This is a genomic window from Streptomyces fulvoviolaceus, assembly GCF_000718165.1.
Taxonomy (GTDB): Bacteria; Actinomycetota; Actinomycetes; order Streptomycetales; family Streptomycetaceae; genus Streptomyces; species Streptomyces fulvoviolaceus.
Genome location: NZ_JOEY01000086.1, coordinates 8141 through 25272, shown reverse-complemented (window position 1 = coordinate 25272; position 17132 = coordinate 8141). Strand labels below are relative to the sequence as shown.

The following is a 17132-nucleotide window of genomic DNA, read 5'->3' as shown; positions in this document are numbered from 1 at the left end:
CACGATGCTCATCGTCACCCGTGAGGGTGACCGCCGTTGCAAGCTCCCACCGCACCAGCGTGCCCTCGTCGGCCCGGTGTACCTGCGCCGGCACGACACCCTCGCCCAACTCGCGGCGGGCTTCGGTATTTCCGTCGGCACCGCCCACGCCTACGTGACAGCCGTCATCGACCTGCTCGCCGACCGCGCACCCGGGCTCCTGCGGACCCTGCGCGAAGCCGACCCCGACTACGTCCTGCTGGACGGCACCCTCGCAGAGTGCGACCGGATCGGCGACAGCCGGGCCGACTTCTCCCAAAAACACCGACGCCACGGGGTGAACGTCCAGTGGTGACCGATCCAGCAGGACGACTGCTGTGGATCTCGCCCGCCCTGCCCGGCCGTGCGCACGACCTGACCGCGGCCCGCACCCACCGGATCATCCGAATCTGTGAACGCCAGGGCATCCCCGTCCTCGCCGACCGCCCCTACATGGGAGCCGGCCCATGGGTGACCACACCCCTCAGACGTCCGCCAGGCCGCGACCTCACACCAACCCAGCAAACCGTCAACCGCGCGCTGTCCGCAGCCCGGGCACCGGTCGAGCGCGGCGTCGCACGGCTCAAGTCCTGGCGGATCTTCCGTAAGCCCGATGCAGACCGAATCGAATGTCGTCAATCGCCGCAGCCGTCCTCACCCTTGAGCGGCAACGCTGAAAACGCTCAGTACCATCGGCCCCGCCGGGAGCGCGGATCGGGCACCGAGTCGAAGTAGGGGCGCAGGTCGGCGATCCGGCCGGCATCCAGCGGACCCAGCTTCACCAGCACGGCAGGGATGGGAGAAGATGCAGCAGCAGGCACGGGCCACCTCATGATCATCTGGCTTAGACACCACAATGATCACGAAGTCCGTGCCTGCTCTGCTATGCGCCCCAACCGGTCACACCCCGACCAGCCGCACGACCTCGGAACTTGCAACCGCCCTGCCGGTCCACCGGACACAGAGGCCTGGAGACCCGCGTGGTGCAGGCCCTGACCGTCACCGACCTCGGCGTCGACTTCCCGCACGCCGCACAAGTCGCGAAGATCGTGCGGCACCGCACGTCGGCCAAAACCGGCAAACGCACCCGCGAGACTGTCTACGTCATCACCGACCTGACCAGCAGGCAGGCATCCCCCGAGCGGATCGCGCAGATCGCGAGGTCGCAGTGGGTGATCGAAAACCGGCTCCACTTCGTGCGGGACACCGCCTTTCGCGAGGACGTCTCCAAGGTCCGCGACACGGACCGGAGAACATGGCCACTCCTCCGCGAGATGTCCCTCCGTCCCTTCGAGCGGCCACTGAACCTCCTCGGACTCAGCTGACCAGCACCGACCCAAGATCATCAGACTTTGCAATCGCCCTGGGGTCACGGGCGACAAAATGGGCTCGACATCCCTTTTCTCTGGTGAGTCGTACACCTTCAGGACCATAGCCCGTCATGTTGCTCTCGATGAAGAAGACTGTCTTCATCCGATTTCCCCCATCTATAGATTCGCGTACGCAAATATAGGTCATCGCGGTAGCAAATTCTAGGCTTGTGATAAACCAAAGAATAATTAAAAGAATGTCAAAAATGATCAAGAAGTTCCCATGGGTGGCGCGGAGGTCACACGGAACATTGCAGTTCAGCCGCCCGTGGCGATCAAATTAGCATCACTACCGTACCTGGGATACGATAGTGAGTGTGATGATCGTCACACCCTCCGTCGGTGGATTTGCGACGACTCTCCAGTGCAAACTCTGGAATTGCTATCAGTGGATTGCCCGGGATGTGTCGCACGCTGGGGTGCGACTTCCCTGAATATTCCTGTACCCGCTTTCGGCTTTTGGGGGATTCGGGTCGCATGTCCAGATTAGTGTTGGGTTCCGTTTTACGTTCGGCAAAACTCGGCGGCTACGCAGTACCGGCTTGCAACGTTTTCGATGCTGTGGGAATGGATGCTGTTCTCGCTGCCGGCGAGCGGCTCTCGTCGCCCGTGGTGGTGCAGGTTTCGACGCGCACCCTGCGTGCTTGGGGGTCGCACCGGCTGCGGCAGCTCTTCGCGGCCCTGGTGGCACAGCGGCATGTTCAGGCGGTGCTCCACCTGGACCACTGCACCGATCCCGACCTCATCACCTCCTGCATGGAGGCGGGGTGGGACTCCGCTTTGTTCGACGCGTCGTCCATGGACTTCGAGACTGCTGTGCGGCTGACGCGCCGGCTGGTGGCGCGGGGAGCCGACCATGGCTTCGACATCGAGGGCGAGATTGATCCGATCGGATCCGTGCGGGACGCCGGCAGCCGGCCTGCAGTGGTCGACGTCAGCCGCTCGGTGGACTTCCTGGAACGCACAGGAGTCTGCTGCTTCAGCCCGTCGGCGGGCACACTGCACGGTCTTTCCGCTGCGCCCGTGGCCCTGGACTTCGAGGGGATCGCCGCGCTCGCGGAGCGCACCGGGCTCCCCCTGGTCCTGCACGGTGGCAGTGGGCTCGACGACAGGACGCTGCGGCGGGCCGTCGACTGCGGCATCGCGAAGGTCAACGTCTCCAGTGCGCTGAAGGCCGCCTTCCGTAGTTCCCTGGGCGCGGCCGAGCCGGCGCCGGGCGCGGAGCCCCTTGACCTCCTGCAGCAGTTCTCCAAAGAGGCGGAAGCGGTTGTCGCCGATTTCGTCGAGGCGCTCGGCAGTAAGGGGCGGTCGTGCGTAGAGCATTGATCCTGGACTGCGACGGTGTCCTGGTCGATGCCGAACAGACCGGCCATCTGCGGGCGTTCAATGCGATGTGGCGCCGGCTGGATGTTCCCTGGCAGTGGACGCCGGAGGACTACGCCAGGAAACTGGCCATCTCCGGGGGGAAGGAACGTCTGGCCAGCCTGCGGCACGACGCCGTCTTCCGAGCGGCCGTCGACCTTCCCTCCAGCGACAGTGCGTGGCAGGCCCTCGTCCGGACCTGGCACGCGCTCAAAACGGACATCTATCTGGGGATGGTCGAGCGCGGAGAACTGGACGTACGTGTCGGTGTGCGCCGGCTCGCCCAGGAGGCCGTCGAGTCCGGCTGGGCACTGGCGGTCGCCTCCTCGGGATCGGTGCGTTCGGTCCGATCGGTGGTCCGGCACACGCTCGGCGACGAACTGGCGGCCGCGACCGTCATCGTGGCCGGAGACAGCGTCGAAGCCAAGAAGCCGGCCCCGGATGTCTATCTGCAGGCCGCGGCGCTCGTCAGGTCCGATCCCTCCTGCTGCCTGGTGATTGAGGACAGTGCCGTCGGTCTGAAGGCGGCGCTGCGGGCGGGGATGACCTGCGTGGTGACCCCGACCCGATGTCCGTCCAGCGCGGACTTCCCCGGGGCCGCAGCCGTTCTCAGCGCCCTGGGCCCTGGCCCGGAGGGCCCCATGCGGGTGATCGCCAATGCGGCAGGGCTCAGCCTGGGCGGCGAGTTCCACCTGTCAGTAACGCACCGCCTCTTTCCTTCTCTCTCCTCCGAGGTGGGCAAACGCACCAACACGGTCGGTGTCGCGTGACCGCCGCCCTGCGGTGCGCCGCCTCACGGAAATGGACCTCAGCGGCCGGCCTCTGTCACCCGCATGGCTCTTTCGACCGCCACCAGGTCCGCGTCGACCATGATCACTTTCGGGTCGTCGGGTGCTCCGGGAGCGGCGTGCTTCAGTCCGCTTCCCGTACTGACGAGCACGACCTCGTCGTCGCCCGTCAGCGTGCGGCGCTCCCGCAACTCCCCGAGCCCTGCCAGGGTGATGGCCGCCGAAGGTTCCGCGAAGACCCCCGAGCCCTGGGCGAGTCGCCGTACGGCGGTTCCGAGGGCGCTGTCCGGCACGCTGAGCACGTCTCCGCCGGTCTCCCGCACCACGCGCAGCGCGCGGAAACCGTCCTGCGGCACCGCGACGTTGATGCTTTCCGCGATACTCATGGCGTCATGGGGCTCCACGTCGTCGAGGCCGAGCCGCCAAGCTCGATGCAGCGCGGGCGACTGCGCCGACTGCACGGCCACCAACCGGGGCACGGCCTGGGTCCAGCCCAGACGCATCGCGTCGACGAATCCGCGGTACAGCCCGGTGAGGATGTTCCCGTCCCCGGCGGGCACGAGCACCACGGACGGAGCGCGGAACCCGAGCTGTTCGACGATCTCCAGCGCCGCCGTCTTCTTTCCCTCGGCGGTCAGCGGGTTGTACGCCGTGCTGCGGCACAGCCAGCCGAAGTGGTCCGCTGCCTGGTAGCTCAGCCGAACGGCCGCCTCGTACCCGTCCCGGACGGCGAAGACCTGTGCGCCATAGGCAAGGAGCTGCCGTATCTTGGCCGGTGCCGTGTCACCGGGGACGAACACCACGCACCGGATACCGGCCGCAGCGCAACAGCCGGCGAGAGCGGCGGCGGCGTTGCCCGAGGACGCGGTGCACACCACCTCCTGGCCGGCGCGCGCGGCGGCCGCGACCACCAGCGCACTGGCCCGGTCCTTCAACGACGCGGTGGGATTGCGCCCCTCGTCCTTGACCCACAGCCGGCCCACGCCGAACTCCGCGGCGAGTCGCGGGGCATCGACCAGGGGAGTGCCTCCGACGCCGTACCCGCTCTCGAGCGGGTGCACCGGCCGGCCATCCGGTATGGGCAGGAGAAACCTGTAACGCCACATCGAGAACTCGGCGCCGATGAGTTCGCCGACCGGTCGGCCGCGCCCTACCGCGTCGTAGTCGGGAACCATGGTGACCGGCGATCCGTTCGGGCATGCCGGACAGAGGTAGCGGACCTCGTCCGCGGCGAAAAAACCCCCACACCGCCAGCATTCCCATTTGTGTGCTGAAGTCATCGCGTTCCCCTTCGAGTGCGTGGTACACGTACGTGCTTTCTGCGGAAAGCGTCGCCCACCATATTTGCATCGAAGTGCCTTCTACAAGGCTTGAACGAAAAACCGCGCCGCATGTAGGGTCAAGAGCGGCGGCAGATCCGAGACCGACTTTCCGTACCAAATTTTCAAGGAGTCGATCCGAGTGACGACGTCTGCTAAAGAGCACCTGCTGGCAAAGCAGGACCGGTCCCACCGTGCCATCAATTCCTTCATTCGAGCTCGGGACGCTATCAGCGCCGCCGACGACCAGGAGGACGGCGGCGGGTGGATGAATCCCGACGTCATCTCGCTCGCTCACGGGGAGGGAGTGCGCAGGCCGCACCACTCCGTGGTGGCGGCTGGTGTCCGCGCCCTGCTCGACACGACCGAGTCATCGCTGGACAACTACCTCTACCTGCGGCGTTTCCCCGCTTTCGAGGAGGAGCTGACGGCCACCTTCCAGGCTGCCGGCATCCCGGACGACGCTGCGTCGAACCTGTGCATCGACAGCGGCAACACCAGGCTGTTCCTCGCCTTCTTCCACGCGGTCGGCGATCCCGGCGACGTATTCCTGGTGCCGCAGGGTTACTACCAGGCCGTGAACATGTGGGCGGACATCAGTTCCGTATATCTCGAAACGGTCGAGACGCGGCGGTCCAACGACTACAAGTTCACCCGCGGGGACCTGGAGGAGTTCTACCGCCGGCGCGTTGATACGGGAGAGGTGCGCCGCCCGAAGGGGCTCATCCTCTTCAGTCCGAGTTACACAGGTGCGGTATATGAGGAAAGCGAGCTCGCTGAAATAGCGGAGTTCGTGGAGCAGCGCGATCTGGTGGTCCTCGAAGATGCGATATTCCGGGGCACTGAATTCACGGGGCGCAGCTCCGCCCATCTCGCCGGCATGCCGAACATGAGTCAGCGCGTGGTGACCATCAACGGCGGTTCCAAGGCGTATGGGCTGGCCAACATCCGGATCGGCTGGGGGTGCGGTCCTCACTATCTGATCGAACGCATGAACTACTACACGATGGCCACCTCGATCACCGTCCCGCACATCGCCAAGGCCATGGCCCTGGCGGCGCTGCGAGCTCCGGCGGAATACCTCGAGGGGAACATCGCCGAGTGCGCGGCCCGTGCAGAACTGGTCGCCCGCCTGCTCGACGAGATCAACGAGAACGTCGCGTCGGCGCTGGGGTTCACTCCCGCCGAGCCGCTCCTGACGGTGGCCCACCACCCGAAGGCGGCCCACTCGGTCCTGGTGAGTGGTAACGGCATGGCCGGTCTGCTCACCCCGGACGGCCGGGAGATCACCGACAGCACCGACGTGACCAGGCACTTCCTCAACACGGCGCGGGTCTGCCTGTCACCCGGGGTCTCGAACGGTTTCACCGACTGCACCGTACGCATCGCCTTCGGCTGTCTCGGCTGGGAGCACACGTACGCGTACCCCAAGCACGCCGAGATCGTCGCCAGCGCGGGGGCGCTCCTGACCGCGTTCGACCCAGGGCTTTCGGACAGAGCCGTCGAAGAGCGGCTCCACGCGGCCGGGATCGACCCGCAGTGGTCGTCCCTCGACCACCTCAACCCCGGTTTCCAGGGCGGACGCGAGGAACTGACCGAGGCGATCCAGCGCCGTCTGGGACCTGCCGTGGTGCGTCTGGCACTCGACAACCAGCAGGAGCTCAGGGCCCGCCACGCACGATCGGCGGCGGCACCGGAGGACACGGCGGTGCTCTCGGCCGCCGACTCTGTGCCGGAGATGGCCCAGTGACCGACTTCGTGCTGGACCTGGACGGCACGCTCTACTACGAGTCCGTTCCGATCGACGGGGCCGTCGAGGCTGTCGCGCGGCTGCGGGCCGAGAGCCACCGCGTCGTCTTCGTGACGAACGACGCAACCCTGACCAGGGCGGAGCGGGCGGCCGTACTGTCCTCGATGGGCTTCGCGGCGCGCGAGGACGAGGTGATCACGTCGGCCTTCGCCGTCGCTGCCCGGGTGGCCATGGAGCCGGATACGCCGAAGGCGGCCATGGTGCTCGGCCCGCAGGCGATCACAGCGGAGCTGCGCCGGGCCTGTCCCGGCCTGGACGTGGTCGAACCCGAGCCGGGCGCGCGGGCCGACGTCGTCGTCGTGGGCCTCGACCGCGAGCTGTCGTACGGCCGGCTGCGGGCGGCCCACACCGCCGTTCGGCAAGGAGCCCGACTGCTCGCCACCAACGCCGACAGCGCCTATCCGGCCTCTGACGAGGAGACCGCTCCCGGAGCCGGGGCCATAGTGGCCGCGCTCGAACGGTCCACCGGTGCAAGGGCTCTCGTGATCGGCAAGCCGGATCCCTTCATGCTCGTGCTGGCCGCTCGTCGGCTCGGCGTCGAACCCCACTCGCTGGTGGTCGTCGGAGACAGCACGAGCGATGTTCTCGCGGCCGAACACTGCGGCGCCCGCAGTGTCCTCGTACTCACAGGTATGGCGAGCGGGGCGGCCCACACCGCGATGGACACATCCACCGAGCAGTCGTTGGTCCTTCAGTCGATCGCGTCCCTGCCCGACGCTCGGCTGCCTGCCGTGCACGAGAGGCGCGCGGACACGCTGCAGGTGGTCACACGGGGAGGACGGCCGCAGGCCCGGCCGATGACAGGGGAGTACGCATGACCAGTTGTACCGATCGCGACCGTCATCATTTCGTCCTGGAACCGTCGACGGTGCAGGCGTTGTCCGAGACCGCTCTGCGGCTCGGTACGCGGCCCGGTTCCGTCCTGCAGGCCGCGTGGGCGACGCTCGTCGCCCGCCATCTAGAGGCGCCCGACGTGTTCACGCACGTGACAACCCGGGACGAGACCACCGGGACGAACGCGCGTGTCGTGTGCACGACGTACTCGCCGCACGCCCCGTTCGCGGAGTTGGTGCGCGCAGTGGACGCCGAAGCGACGACGAGCGCCGGGGACCGGGAGCAGTCGGACGGCGTACGGGTCGCGTTCCGCTGGAACAGCGACGGCGACTCCGGGCCCGTCGGAGGGAACGGCGACTGCGCCTCGGCCGTCCTGGAGGTGCTCACCGACGGAGCTGCGATCGAGTGCCGACTCGACCTGGTGGTGAACGCCCTGGGGTCGGCCACCGCTCGCGGACTCGCGGACGAGCTGACGGTGATGCTGACGGCCGCCGTCGCTGATCCGAGTCTGGCCGCCGGCCGCCTCCCGTTGCTCACCGGCGACCAGCGCGGGCGCCTGCTGCGCACGTGGAGCCTCGGCAGCGGAGTGGAGCCCCGGCAGGAGTGCTTCACGCGGCTGTTCGACCAGCAGGTGCGCGGCACACCTCACAGCCCGGCGGTCACGGACCGCACCGGAACCCTGGACTACGCGCAGGTGCAGGCGCGTTCGATGCGGATCGCGACGGCCCTGCGAGCCGCGGGCGCCGGACGGGACCGTACCGTGGCCGTCCTGCTCGACAGAGGTGCCGACTTCGTCGTCGCCATGCTGAGCGTGCTGCGCGCGGGCGCCGCCTTCGTGCTGCTCGATCCCGCTCGGCCGAGCGAGCACCACGCGCGGGTGATGCGCGAGGCCGGATGTGTGGCCGTGATCTCCTGCGACCGCCATGCCCCAGTCCTCGACGACGTTCTGAACCGGCTCGACGGTTCACCGGCCGTGATAGACGCCCGGTCGTCGGCCGTCGACGAGACGGACTCCCCGACGGCCGCTCATGCCGGCCCCTGCTGCTCGCGCGACGCGCTGGCCTACCTCATGTTCACCTCGGGGTCGACGGGGAAGCCGAAGGGCGCCATGGTCGAGAACCAGGGCATGGTCGCGCACATGGAGGCCAAGCTCAACGACTTGGCCATCGGGTGCGACGACGTCGTGGCACAGACCGCTCCGCCCTGTTTCGACATCGTGGTGTGGCAGTGTCTCGCCCCGCTGCTGCGGGGTGCCCGGGTCCAGGTCGTCGACGACGAGGAGGCGACGGACCCACTCGGCCTCGTCGACGCGCTGGACCGTCTCGGCATCACCGTCGTCCAGTTGGTCCCGGCCATGCTGCGGTCCCTGGTCGCGGTCCTGCCGGGCTCAGACCGTGCCGCGGAGGCGCCGCTGCCCGCCCTGCGCTGGATGGTTCCGACCGGAGACGCCCTGCCCGAGGACCTGGTCCGGCTCTGGTTCGAGATCTGCCCCGACGTGCCGATCCTCAACACGTACGGATCCACGGAGTGCAGCGACGACCAGTGCCATCTCGTCGTCCGCAAGTGGTCTCCCGACCTGCCCGCGATCGTGCCGATAGGACGTCCCGTCCCCGGCACCTCGGCGTACGTCCTCGACGAGCACGGCGAGGTCATGCCGGTGGGTGTGCCCGGCGAGCTGCACATCGGCGGTATCGGAGTCGGGCGGGGCTATCTGGGGCGGCCGGACCTGACGGCCGCGAAGTTCGTGCCGGACCCCTTGGCCGGTACGGCGGGGGCGTCGATGTACCGCACCGGGGACAAGGTCCGCTGGCGTCCGGACGGCTTGCTGGAGTTCCTGGGCCGTATCGACCTGACCGTCAAGGTCAGGGGCCTGAGGGTTGAGGTCGACGAGATCGAGCGGATCGTCCGCGAACATCCGGATGTCCACGACTGCGTCGTCGTCGCGTACGCGCATGCCGGCGACGTCACCGACAGGCGTCTGGCCGCGTACACCTCGCTCCACAACGGCCGCGCGGTGGAATTCGGCGCGCTGCGCGACCACACCGAGGCCCGTCTTCCAAAGCACATGAGGCCCACCGCCTATGTGGTCCTTGACGCGCTTCCCGTCGGCGCGAGCGGAAAGGTCGACCGCAAGGCCCTGCCGCCGGTCACCGAACGGGACCTCGTGGGCGGTGACGCCGACGAGACGCCCGAGACCGAACTGGAAACCGTGCTCGCCGAACTCTGGGCCGATAACCTCGGCCTCTCCCGGGTCCCTCTGCAGCGGACTTTCATGGAGCTGGGCGGGCACTCCGTCCTGGCGGCCCGCCTGGTCGTGGCGGTCCAACGGCGTCTCGGCGTGCGGGTGTCACTGGCCGACCTGTTCCGCCACCCCACGGTGCGGCGGCTGGCCGAGTTCGTCGAGCAGGCCGCGCGGGCCGAGCCGGTCCGGATCGAGGAGCACACGCCACGCGGGAATACGGCGGAACGGAACGACGCGTTCGAGCTGACCCCCCTGCAGCAGGCCTACTGGGTGGGGCGCACCGACGGGTTCGAACTGGGCGGGGTGCGGGCTCACATCTACCTCGCGGTCGAGTGCGCCGGCCTCGATCTGGACCGAGCCGAGGAGGCGTTGCGGCGGCTCATCGAACGTCATGACGTCCTTCGCCTCGTGATCGAGAACGACGGGCGACAGAAGGTGCTGCCCACGGGGCGGACCGCGCTGGCGGTCGAGGACCTGCGCGGTCGCGGAGCCGAGGAGATCGACCGGATCACCGAGGCGGTGTCGCGGCGCATGGCCGCCGAGGGCCCGTCGCCCGAGCGCGCCCCGCAGCTGGAGGTCGTGGTCCATGTGCTGGACGACGAGGTGCACCGCGTACACCTCTCTCTCGGGCTGCTCGCAGCGGACGGGTATTCGGAGCACGCCCTGCTCGACGACTGGCTGGCGCTGTACCGCGACCCCGCCGCCGCCCCGGAGCAGGGCGAGCTCACGTACCGCGACTACGTCACGGCGATACTCGAAGGACGCGTGGGGTCCGCGCGGGCTTCCTGGGAGTACTGGAAGGAGCGCCTGCGCGAGCTGCCGTCGGCTCCCGAACTACCTGTCAGCAACCGGATACCGGCACGGGCGGGGCGTTTCACCCGCCGTGTGGCGAGGCTCGAGCCCGCACAGTGGGCCGCGTTCAAGCGGCATGCGGCCAAGGCAGGGGTGACGCCCAGCGCCGCCCTGCTCACCGTATTCGCCGAAGTTCTGGCGCACTGGGCCAAGACGCCCTGGTTCACCCTGAACGTCCTGTCGTCCTGGCGGCTCCCGGAGGTCCCCGGTGCCGAGCGCGTGGTCGGCAACCTGAGCAGCACGCTGCCGCTCGAGGTGGACTGCCGGGGCGCGGCGGCCTTCGCCGATCGCTGTCGAACCGTCCAAGCCCGCCTGCTGCAGGATCTGCAGCACGGTGATGTGGACGGTGTACGCGTGGCACGCGAGGCCGCACGTGTTCAGGGCTGGTCCCAGCGCGCCGTGTTCCCGGTCGTCTTCGCGAGTGTGCTTGATGTAGACACGTCCTTCCTGGACGACCTGCCCTTCGACGCACGCGTCATCGACAGCGGTCTGCAGACTCCGCAGGTCTACCTGGACCACCAGGTGTACGAGTACGGCGGGGCACTCGTCGCCAACTGGGACACCGTGGACGCCGCCTTCCCCGAGGGGTTCCTGGGGACCGCGTTCGACGTGTTTAACCGCCTGCTCGAATCGCTGGCCGAGGAGACGTCGTGGGAGACCTCCCTCGCCTCGTCAGCCCTCCTGCCGCGCAGCGCGCGGATCGAGGCGGCCCGGTCCTGCCTCACGTTGGACGCGAACTGTCTGCTCCACACTCCGTTCTTCTCGCGCGCAGCGGAAGCGCCCCACCGCACGGCCCTCGTCGACGGTCCCACGCGGCTGACCTACGGCCAACTGGCCGAACGCGCCGAGACGATCGCGAACTGGCTGATCGGACGCGGGGCCGGCCCGGGCGACCTCGTCCCCGTCGTCGCCCGCCAGGGGTGGGAGCAGATCGCGGCGGTGCTCGGCATCCTCCGAGCCGGTGCCGCATACCTTCCCATCGACGCGGGACTGCCCGCGCAGCGCATCCGCCACCTGCTTAGCCAGGCGACGAAGGAGGTGGCCCTCACCCAGTCGTGGGCCGGGGTCGAGGAGAGCGTCTGGGACGGCGTGACACAGCTGCTGGTGGACCGAGTCGAACCGACCGCGGTGGCGGCGTCGGCCGAGCCGCGGCAGACCCCTCGGGACACCGCCTACGTGATCTTCACTTCCGGGTCCACGGGCCTGCCGAAGGGTGTGGAGGTGGACCACCGGGGCGCGGTCAACACCGTGCGCGATGTGTCGGATCTGATCGGGCTGGGCCCCGGGGACCGGGTTCTCGGTGTGTCGTCCCTGAGCTTCGACCTCTCCGTGTACGACGTCTTCGGGGTCCTCTCCGCCGGTGCGGCCCTCGTGCTGCCCGACCGCCGCTCGTCGCGTGATCCTGCTCGCTGGGCGCAGACGGCACTGTCCGAAGGCGTCACCGTCTGGAACAGCGTGCCCGCCCTGATGGAGATCCTCGTCGATCACGCCGAGCTGACGCCGGCCGCCGCCCAGATTCCGCTGCATGCCGTGATGATGAGCGGTGACTGGATTCCGGTGACGCTACCCGACCGCATCCGGCGGATCTGGCCGGACGCGGCCGTCATCAGTATGGGAGGCGCCACCGAGGCGTCGATCTGGTCGGTGATGCACCGCGTGGGCGAAGTGTCCCCGGAATGGCGCAGCATCCCCTATGGCCGGGCGATGACCAACCAGCGCATGTACGTCCTGGACCACCTGGGGGCGCCGCGCCCGCACTGGGCCACCGGCGAGATCGCCATCGGCGGAGTGGGCCTCGCCCGCGGGTACTGGCGGGACCCCGAGCGCACCGCCGAGCGGTTCGTGCGTGACGCCGCCACCGGGGAGCGGCTCTACCTGACGGGTGACCAAGGCCGCGTCCTGCCGGACAGCACGATCGAGTTCCTCGGCCGGGACGACTTCCAAGTGAAGATCAACGGCTTCCGGATCGAACTGGGTGAGATCGACGCGGCACTCAGCAAGGACCCGTCGGTCCGGGACGCCGTGGCGTCCGTGCGGTCGGCGGGCGCGGGCGGCAAGTCGCTCATCGCCCATGTGGTGCCGGCCCACGAGGAGATCGACCTGGAGGCGCTGCGGCGCAGCCTTGAGTCGGCTCTTCCGCCTTACATGGTCCCCACGGTGATCCACACCGTTCCCGCACTGCCGCTGACCTACAACGGCAAGGTCGACCGCAAGGCGCTGGCCACAGCCGAGGCGGCACCCGCGGCGGCCGGGGCGAAGCCACGCAGGTCCCTGCGTCCGGGCGTGGAGGTCGAGATCGGCGCCCTGTTCGCGGGCTTGCTCGATCGGACCGATGTCACGGCGGACGACGACTTCTTCCAGTGCGGTGGCAACTCGTTCCTGGCCATCCGGCTGACGACTGCACTCTCGCGGCGGTTCGGCGTCGAGGTATCGCTGTCGTCGTTCTTCGCCCGGCCGACACCGGGTGGCCTGGCCGCGCTGATCGAGGCCGGCGGCACCGAGCGGACACACCGTTCCCCCGTGGTGACGATCAAGGAGTCCGGCACCGACGCGCCCTTCTTCTGCGTGCATCCGGTGGGCGGAACCGCCATGTGTTACGCCGAACTCGCCCACCTGCTGCCGGAGTCGACGCCGTTCCACGGGATCGAGGCCGTCGGTCTGGGACACGGGGAGGAGCCGCTCCGGACGATCGAGGACATGGCGCGAACTTATCTGGCCGCCGTGCGGGCGATCCGGCCCGAAGGCCCCTATCTGCTGGGGGGTTGGTCCATGGGCGGACTGATCGCCTTCGAGATGGCACGCCAGCTTGCGGACCAGGGTGCCGAGGTCGCCCAACTGGTCTTGATCGACGCGGAGTTGCCTGATCCGGCAACCGCTGGAAGGGAACTCTCCGACCGTGAGGTACTGGCCGGGATCATACGAGACCTCACAGGGCAGCCCGGGCAGCCGGAAGTCGGCGCACCGCTCCTGGACGCCGCCTCGGTACTGACCGAGCTCCGGCGTCGGGGGGTCCTTCCCGAGGAAATCTCGTTCGAGAGCTGGGAGCGGCTGCGCGCGCTGTACGGCGCCAACCTCCGCGCCATCGCGCGCTATCGGGGTGGCCCGTACGACGGTCCCGTGCGGCTCATCCAGGCGGCAACGCAGCCGGAGGGCGCCGGCAGCTCTCATCTGACCTGGCTCCGCGCCGGCCTGGACGTGACCGTGGACACCGTGCCGGGCGATCACTACAGCATGTGGGCTCCGGAACATCTGCCGACCCTCGCCGCCGCGCTCGGCGAGCGGCTCGGCGCCCGGGTCGAGGTGCAGCGGTGACTGGTCTTCTTCGCCCCGACATTCCCCGGCTGCCGGCCGCGCGCCGGGATCCGGTCACCGACACCTATCACGGGATCACGGTGGTGGATCCCTACCGGTGGATGGAGACGGACGGCGACGCACTCGGCTCCTGGCTGGAGGAACAGTCCCGCCACTTCGAGCACTTCCTGAAGGCGCAGCCCGGGCAGGCGGAGGCCAGGCAGCTGTGCGCTCGTCTCAGCGCGGCGGATGCCCATGTCGTCAACGTGCAGTACGGCGGTGGGCAGGTGTTCCTGCTCCGGCGCGACGTGGATGCACCGACACACCGGCTCGTCGCCCGGGTCCGCCCGGACGGTGAGGAGCGCGTCGTGGTCGATCCCGCCGTGCGGCACGCCGAGGACGGGGCCCACCATGTCTCGATCGACTGGTACAGCGCGTCCCCGGACGGTCGCTTCGTGGCTTACGGCGTCTCCGCCAACGGCTCCGAACTCTCCACGCTGTACGTCGTCGACGTGGTGCGAGGAACGTGGCTCCCCGTGTCCGTGCCGGGTGCCGCCCCTGGCCGGATGACCAGGCTGCGCCATCCCGGCATCTCCTGGCACCCGGACTCACGCCGGTTCGTCTACCAGCGTCTCGGCGCCGACTCGGGCACCGCGAAGTACCAGAACGTGCGGACCGAGATGTGTGAGATCGACAGCGCGAACGGCAAGGCCACCACCCGCCCGCTGGACGACATCGGCGACCTCACCACCGGTCCCGACGACACCCCCGTGGTGACGTTCTCCGACGACGGCCGGCGGCTCGTGGTGGGGATACGTCCCGGATGCGAGCGCACATGCTCGGTTCACGTGCGCCCGGTGGACGCGCCCGGGGCACCGTGGCAGCAGGTGTCCGACGCGGCCCTCGCCTGGCACGTGGCAGGCGACGAGGCCTACGTGCTGGATCCGGGCGAGGACGGCCGGGGACGCATCGTCGCCCGTTCCCTGACCGACGACGACGCACCGCTCACCGTCGTCTTCGACAAGGGCCCCGTCGTGGAGGACTTCTACGCGGTGGACGGAGCACTGCTGCTGCGCTGTCTCGAAGGGGGTTCCTCCACGGTCGTCCGGGTGCGGCGCCCTCTTGGCGACCGCGAAACCGTCTGCCTGCCGCACCTCGGCAGCGTCACCGAATGGGCGCACGACCCCGCGACCGGGGAATGCCTGATCGGTCTCTCGTCGTGGACGAGGTCACTGCGTCTGCTACGGGTGACCGCCGACTCGACGGACTGCACAGACACGGGCTGGATTCCGCCTTCCGGCGTCGAACGGCAGGACGTGATGACGAGCACCGTGACGGTCGTCGCGTCGGACGGGGTCGAGGTGCCCATGACCGTGGTCCACCGCGTGGACCAGTTGCCGGACGGCACGGCGCCCGCTCTGTTGAGCGCCTACGGGTTCTTCGGCATCACACTCCGGGCGGCGTTCAACCCGGCGGTGGTCGAGTGGGTCGCGGCGGGCCGGGTGTGGGCGGTGGCCCACGTCCGCGGCGGTGGAGAGGGGGGCGAGCGGTGGGCGCGGGCCGGTCACGGAACCGGGCAGGAGCGCAGCATCGCGGATTTCTTGGACTGCGCCGACCATCTCGTCGAGGCGGGCTGGACGTCTGCCGACCGGCTGGCTGCTGAGGGCACGAGCGCCGGCGGGCTGACCGCCGCGGGCGCCATGGTGCGCTCCCCGGACCGGTTCGCCGCCGTGGTGCTGCGGGTGCCGGTCACCACCACGCTGCGGCTCGAGATGCACGAGAACGGGCCGCCGAACATCCCCGAGTACGGAACCGTGACTACTCCCGAGGGTCTGGCGGCCCTCCTGGTGTCCGACGTGTGCCGCCGTGTCACGACGGCTCCGTATCCGCCGGTGCTGGTCACCATGGGCCTGCACGACCCCCGGGTGACCACGTTCCAGCCGGCGAAGCTCGTCGCCCATCTGCGGTACGCCTCGACCTCGGCTCATCCGGTGCTCCTTCGCGTGGAGGAGCACGCCGGCCACGGTGTGGGGTCGACCAAGAGCCAGCTGGACAACGAGATCGCCGATCGCCTGACCTTCCTGAACGCGGTCCTCCCGCAGCCGGATGCCGTCGGCGCACCACTGCCCGTCCCACACCTGCGAGGGGAACAGCTCAAGTGAAGCCAGACCAGATCAGGATCCTCGACCGCGCCACCGTGATGCGCTGCCTGGACGAGATCGATCCTGTCACGGTGGTCGAGTCCGCTGTGTGCGCGCACACCCAGGGGCACTCCGAACTGCCCGCCGAGGGTTACATGGCGTGGGAGAACTCGGCCGGTGCCTATACCCGTTCGGTCGCCATGCTCGGCGCGGTGCGACACGGGCCTGGCACGGCCTACGGCATGAAGCTGATCAACGCCTCGGTCACCAACCCGTCCCTGGGCATCGAGCGCGCGGGCGGCTTCAGCGTGCTGTTCGATCCGGAGACCGCACGCCCGGTCACCCTGGTCGAAGCCGGTCACGTCAGCGCGCTGCGCACCGCCGCCTACACCATGTCGACCCTGCGCAACCTCGGCCCGGCGCACTTCGATACGGTGAGCATCATCGGGTGCGGAACCCTCGCGGCCATGCACGCGAGGCTCCTGCGCCAGTACTTTCCAGCGGTCCGCGAGATCCACCTGTTCGACATCGATCCGAACCGGACGGCGGCCCTGGCCCGGCAGATCCGCGCCGAGTGCCCGGAACTGAAGGCGACGGAGCACCAGGACCTGGAGTCCTGTGTGAAGGCGTCACCCGTGGTCGTCACTCTGACGGTCTCATCGGAGCCGTACATCCCGTCGCGCTGGCTTGCGTCCGGCGCCTTCGTCGCACACGTCTCGCTCGACGATGTGCTCCCCGCCGTCTTCCGCGAGGCGGAGGCGATCTACGTGGACGACGTCGACCTCGTCCGCGACAACCCGCGCCGCATCCTCGGAGCGGTGATGCAGGCGGGCGACGTGGTGGCCGACCCCGAAACCGCGGCCGCCGAGGGACGCGCCCTGGCCAGGCGGTACGGGGACGTTCTGCTCGGCCGGGCGGAGGCGTTCCGGCCACGGGACGGATTCGTGGTGAGTAATCCCTTCGGAATGGCGATTCTCGATGTGGCGATCTGCCAGGAGGTGGCGGTCCAGGCAGCCGAGGCCGGCCTCGGGGTCGTCGTCGACCTCCTGGGCGACCCCGCCCGGGCCCACGCGTGAGCACGGCGGGGCACATGACGCACACCGAG

Annotated in this window: 9 protein-coding genes and 1 pseudogene; 9 read left to right on the top strand and 1 reads right to left on the bottom strand. The window is 69.0% G+C overall.

From position 1 onward, the window contains the following. Positions 1-4: 4 nt before the first annotated feature. The 4 genes and pseudogenes from IG08_RS55275 (at position 5) to IG08_RS0149785 (ending at position 3520) form a co-directional block, all read left to right on the top strand. Positions 5-695: pseudogene (locus IG08_RS55275) on the top strand (transposase). A 303-nt stretch (positions 696-998) separates the two neighbouring features. Beyond that, a complete protein-coding gene (locus tag IG08_RS59680; RefSeq protein WP_052425264.1) occupies positions 999-1343 on the top strand; it encodes a transposase in 345 nt (114 codons plus the stop codon). Positions 1344-1865: 522 nt separating this feature from the next. Beyond that, positions 1866-2714, top strand: a complete 849-nt coding sequence (locus IG08_RS0149790; protein WP_158812385.1) for a class II fructose-bisphosphate aldolase — start codon at positions 1866-1868, stop codon at positions 2712-2714. Continuing rightward, positions 2699-3520, top strand: a complete 822-nt coding sequence (locus tag IG08_RS0149785) for an HAD-IA family hydrolase (protein WP_078656070.1) — start codon at positions 2699-2701, stop codon at positions 3518-3520. The genes IG08_RS0149790 and IG08_RS0149785 overlap by 16 nt, the downstream gene beginning before the upstream one ends. A gap of 38 nt (positions 3521-3558) precedes the next feature. On the opposite strand, the gene thrC is transcribed toward IG08_RS0149785, so the two are convergent. Further along, positions 3559-4713 (bottom strand): threonine synthase, encoded by a 1155-nt coding sequence (thrC, locus tag IG08_RS0149780; protein ID WP_052425262.1) that lies wholly within the window; start codon positions 4711-4713, stop codon positions 3559-3561. A 412-nt stretch (positions 4714-5125) separates the two neighbouring features. Here thrC and IG08_RS0149775 point away from each other — a divergent pair, with 412 nt between their 5' ends. The 5 genes from IG08_RS0149775 to IG08_RS0149755 are packed head-to-tail and all read left to right on the top strand — an operon-like array spanning position 5126 to position 17103. Then, positions 5126-6607 (top strand): aminotransferase class I/II-fold pyridoxal phosphate-dependent enzyme, encoded by a 1482-nt coding sequence (locus IG08_RS0149775; protein WP_030620414.1) that lies wholly within the window; start codon positions 5126-5128, stop codon positions 6605-6607. Next, entirely contained in the window at positions 6604-7485 is an 882-nt protein-coding gene (locus IG08_RS0149770; protein ID WP_052425261.1) for an HAD-IIA family hydrolase, read from the top strand. Before IG08_RS0149775 ends, IG08_RS0149770 begins: the two co-directional genes overlap by 4 nt. Next, a complete protein-coding gene (locus tag IG08_RS0149765; protein ID WP_052425260.1) occupies positions 7482-13907 on the top strand; it encodes an amino acid adenylation domain-containing protein in 6426 nt (2141 codons plus the stop codon). The genes IG08_RS0149770 and IG08_RS0149765 overlap by 4 nt, the downstream gene beginning before the upstream one ends. Next, on the top strand, positions 13904-16048 hold the full coding sequence (locus tag IG08_RS0149760) for a prolyl oligopeptidase family serine peptidase (RefSeq protein WP_030620403.1): 2145 nt from the start codon (positions 13904-13906) through the stop codon (positions 16046-16048). The genes IG08_RS0149765 and IG08_RS0149760 overlap by 4 nt, the downstream gene beginning before the upstream one ends. Then, on the top strand, positions 16045-17103 hold the full coding sequence (locus IG08_RS0149755) for an ornithine cyclodeaminase family protein (RefSeq protein WP_030620402.1): 1059 nt from the start codon (positions 16045-16047) through the stop codon (positions 17101-17103). The genes IG08_RS0149760 and IG08_RS0149755 overlap by 4 nt, the downstream gene beginning before the upstream one ends. Positions 17104-17132 lie beyond the last annotated feature (29 nt).

Coding starts and splice junctions, on each gene's coding strand:
- IG08_RS0149790 (WP_158812385.1), top strand. CDS start 1,866: ATGTCCAGATTAGTGTTGGGTTCCGTTTTACGTTCGGCAAAACTCGGC.
- thrC (WP_052425262.1), bottom strand. CDS start 4,713: ATGGTTCCCGACTACGACGCGGTAGGGCGCGGCCGACCGGTCGGCGAA.
- IG08_RS0149775 (WP_030620414.1), top strand. CDS start 5,126: ATGAATCCCGACGTCATCTCGCTCGCTCACGGGGAGGGAGTGCGCAGG.
- IG08_RS0149765 (WP_052425260.1), top strand. CDS start 7,482: ATGACCAGTTGTACCGATCGCGACCGTCATCATTTCGTCCTGGAACCG.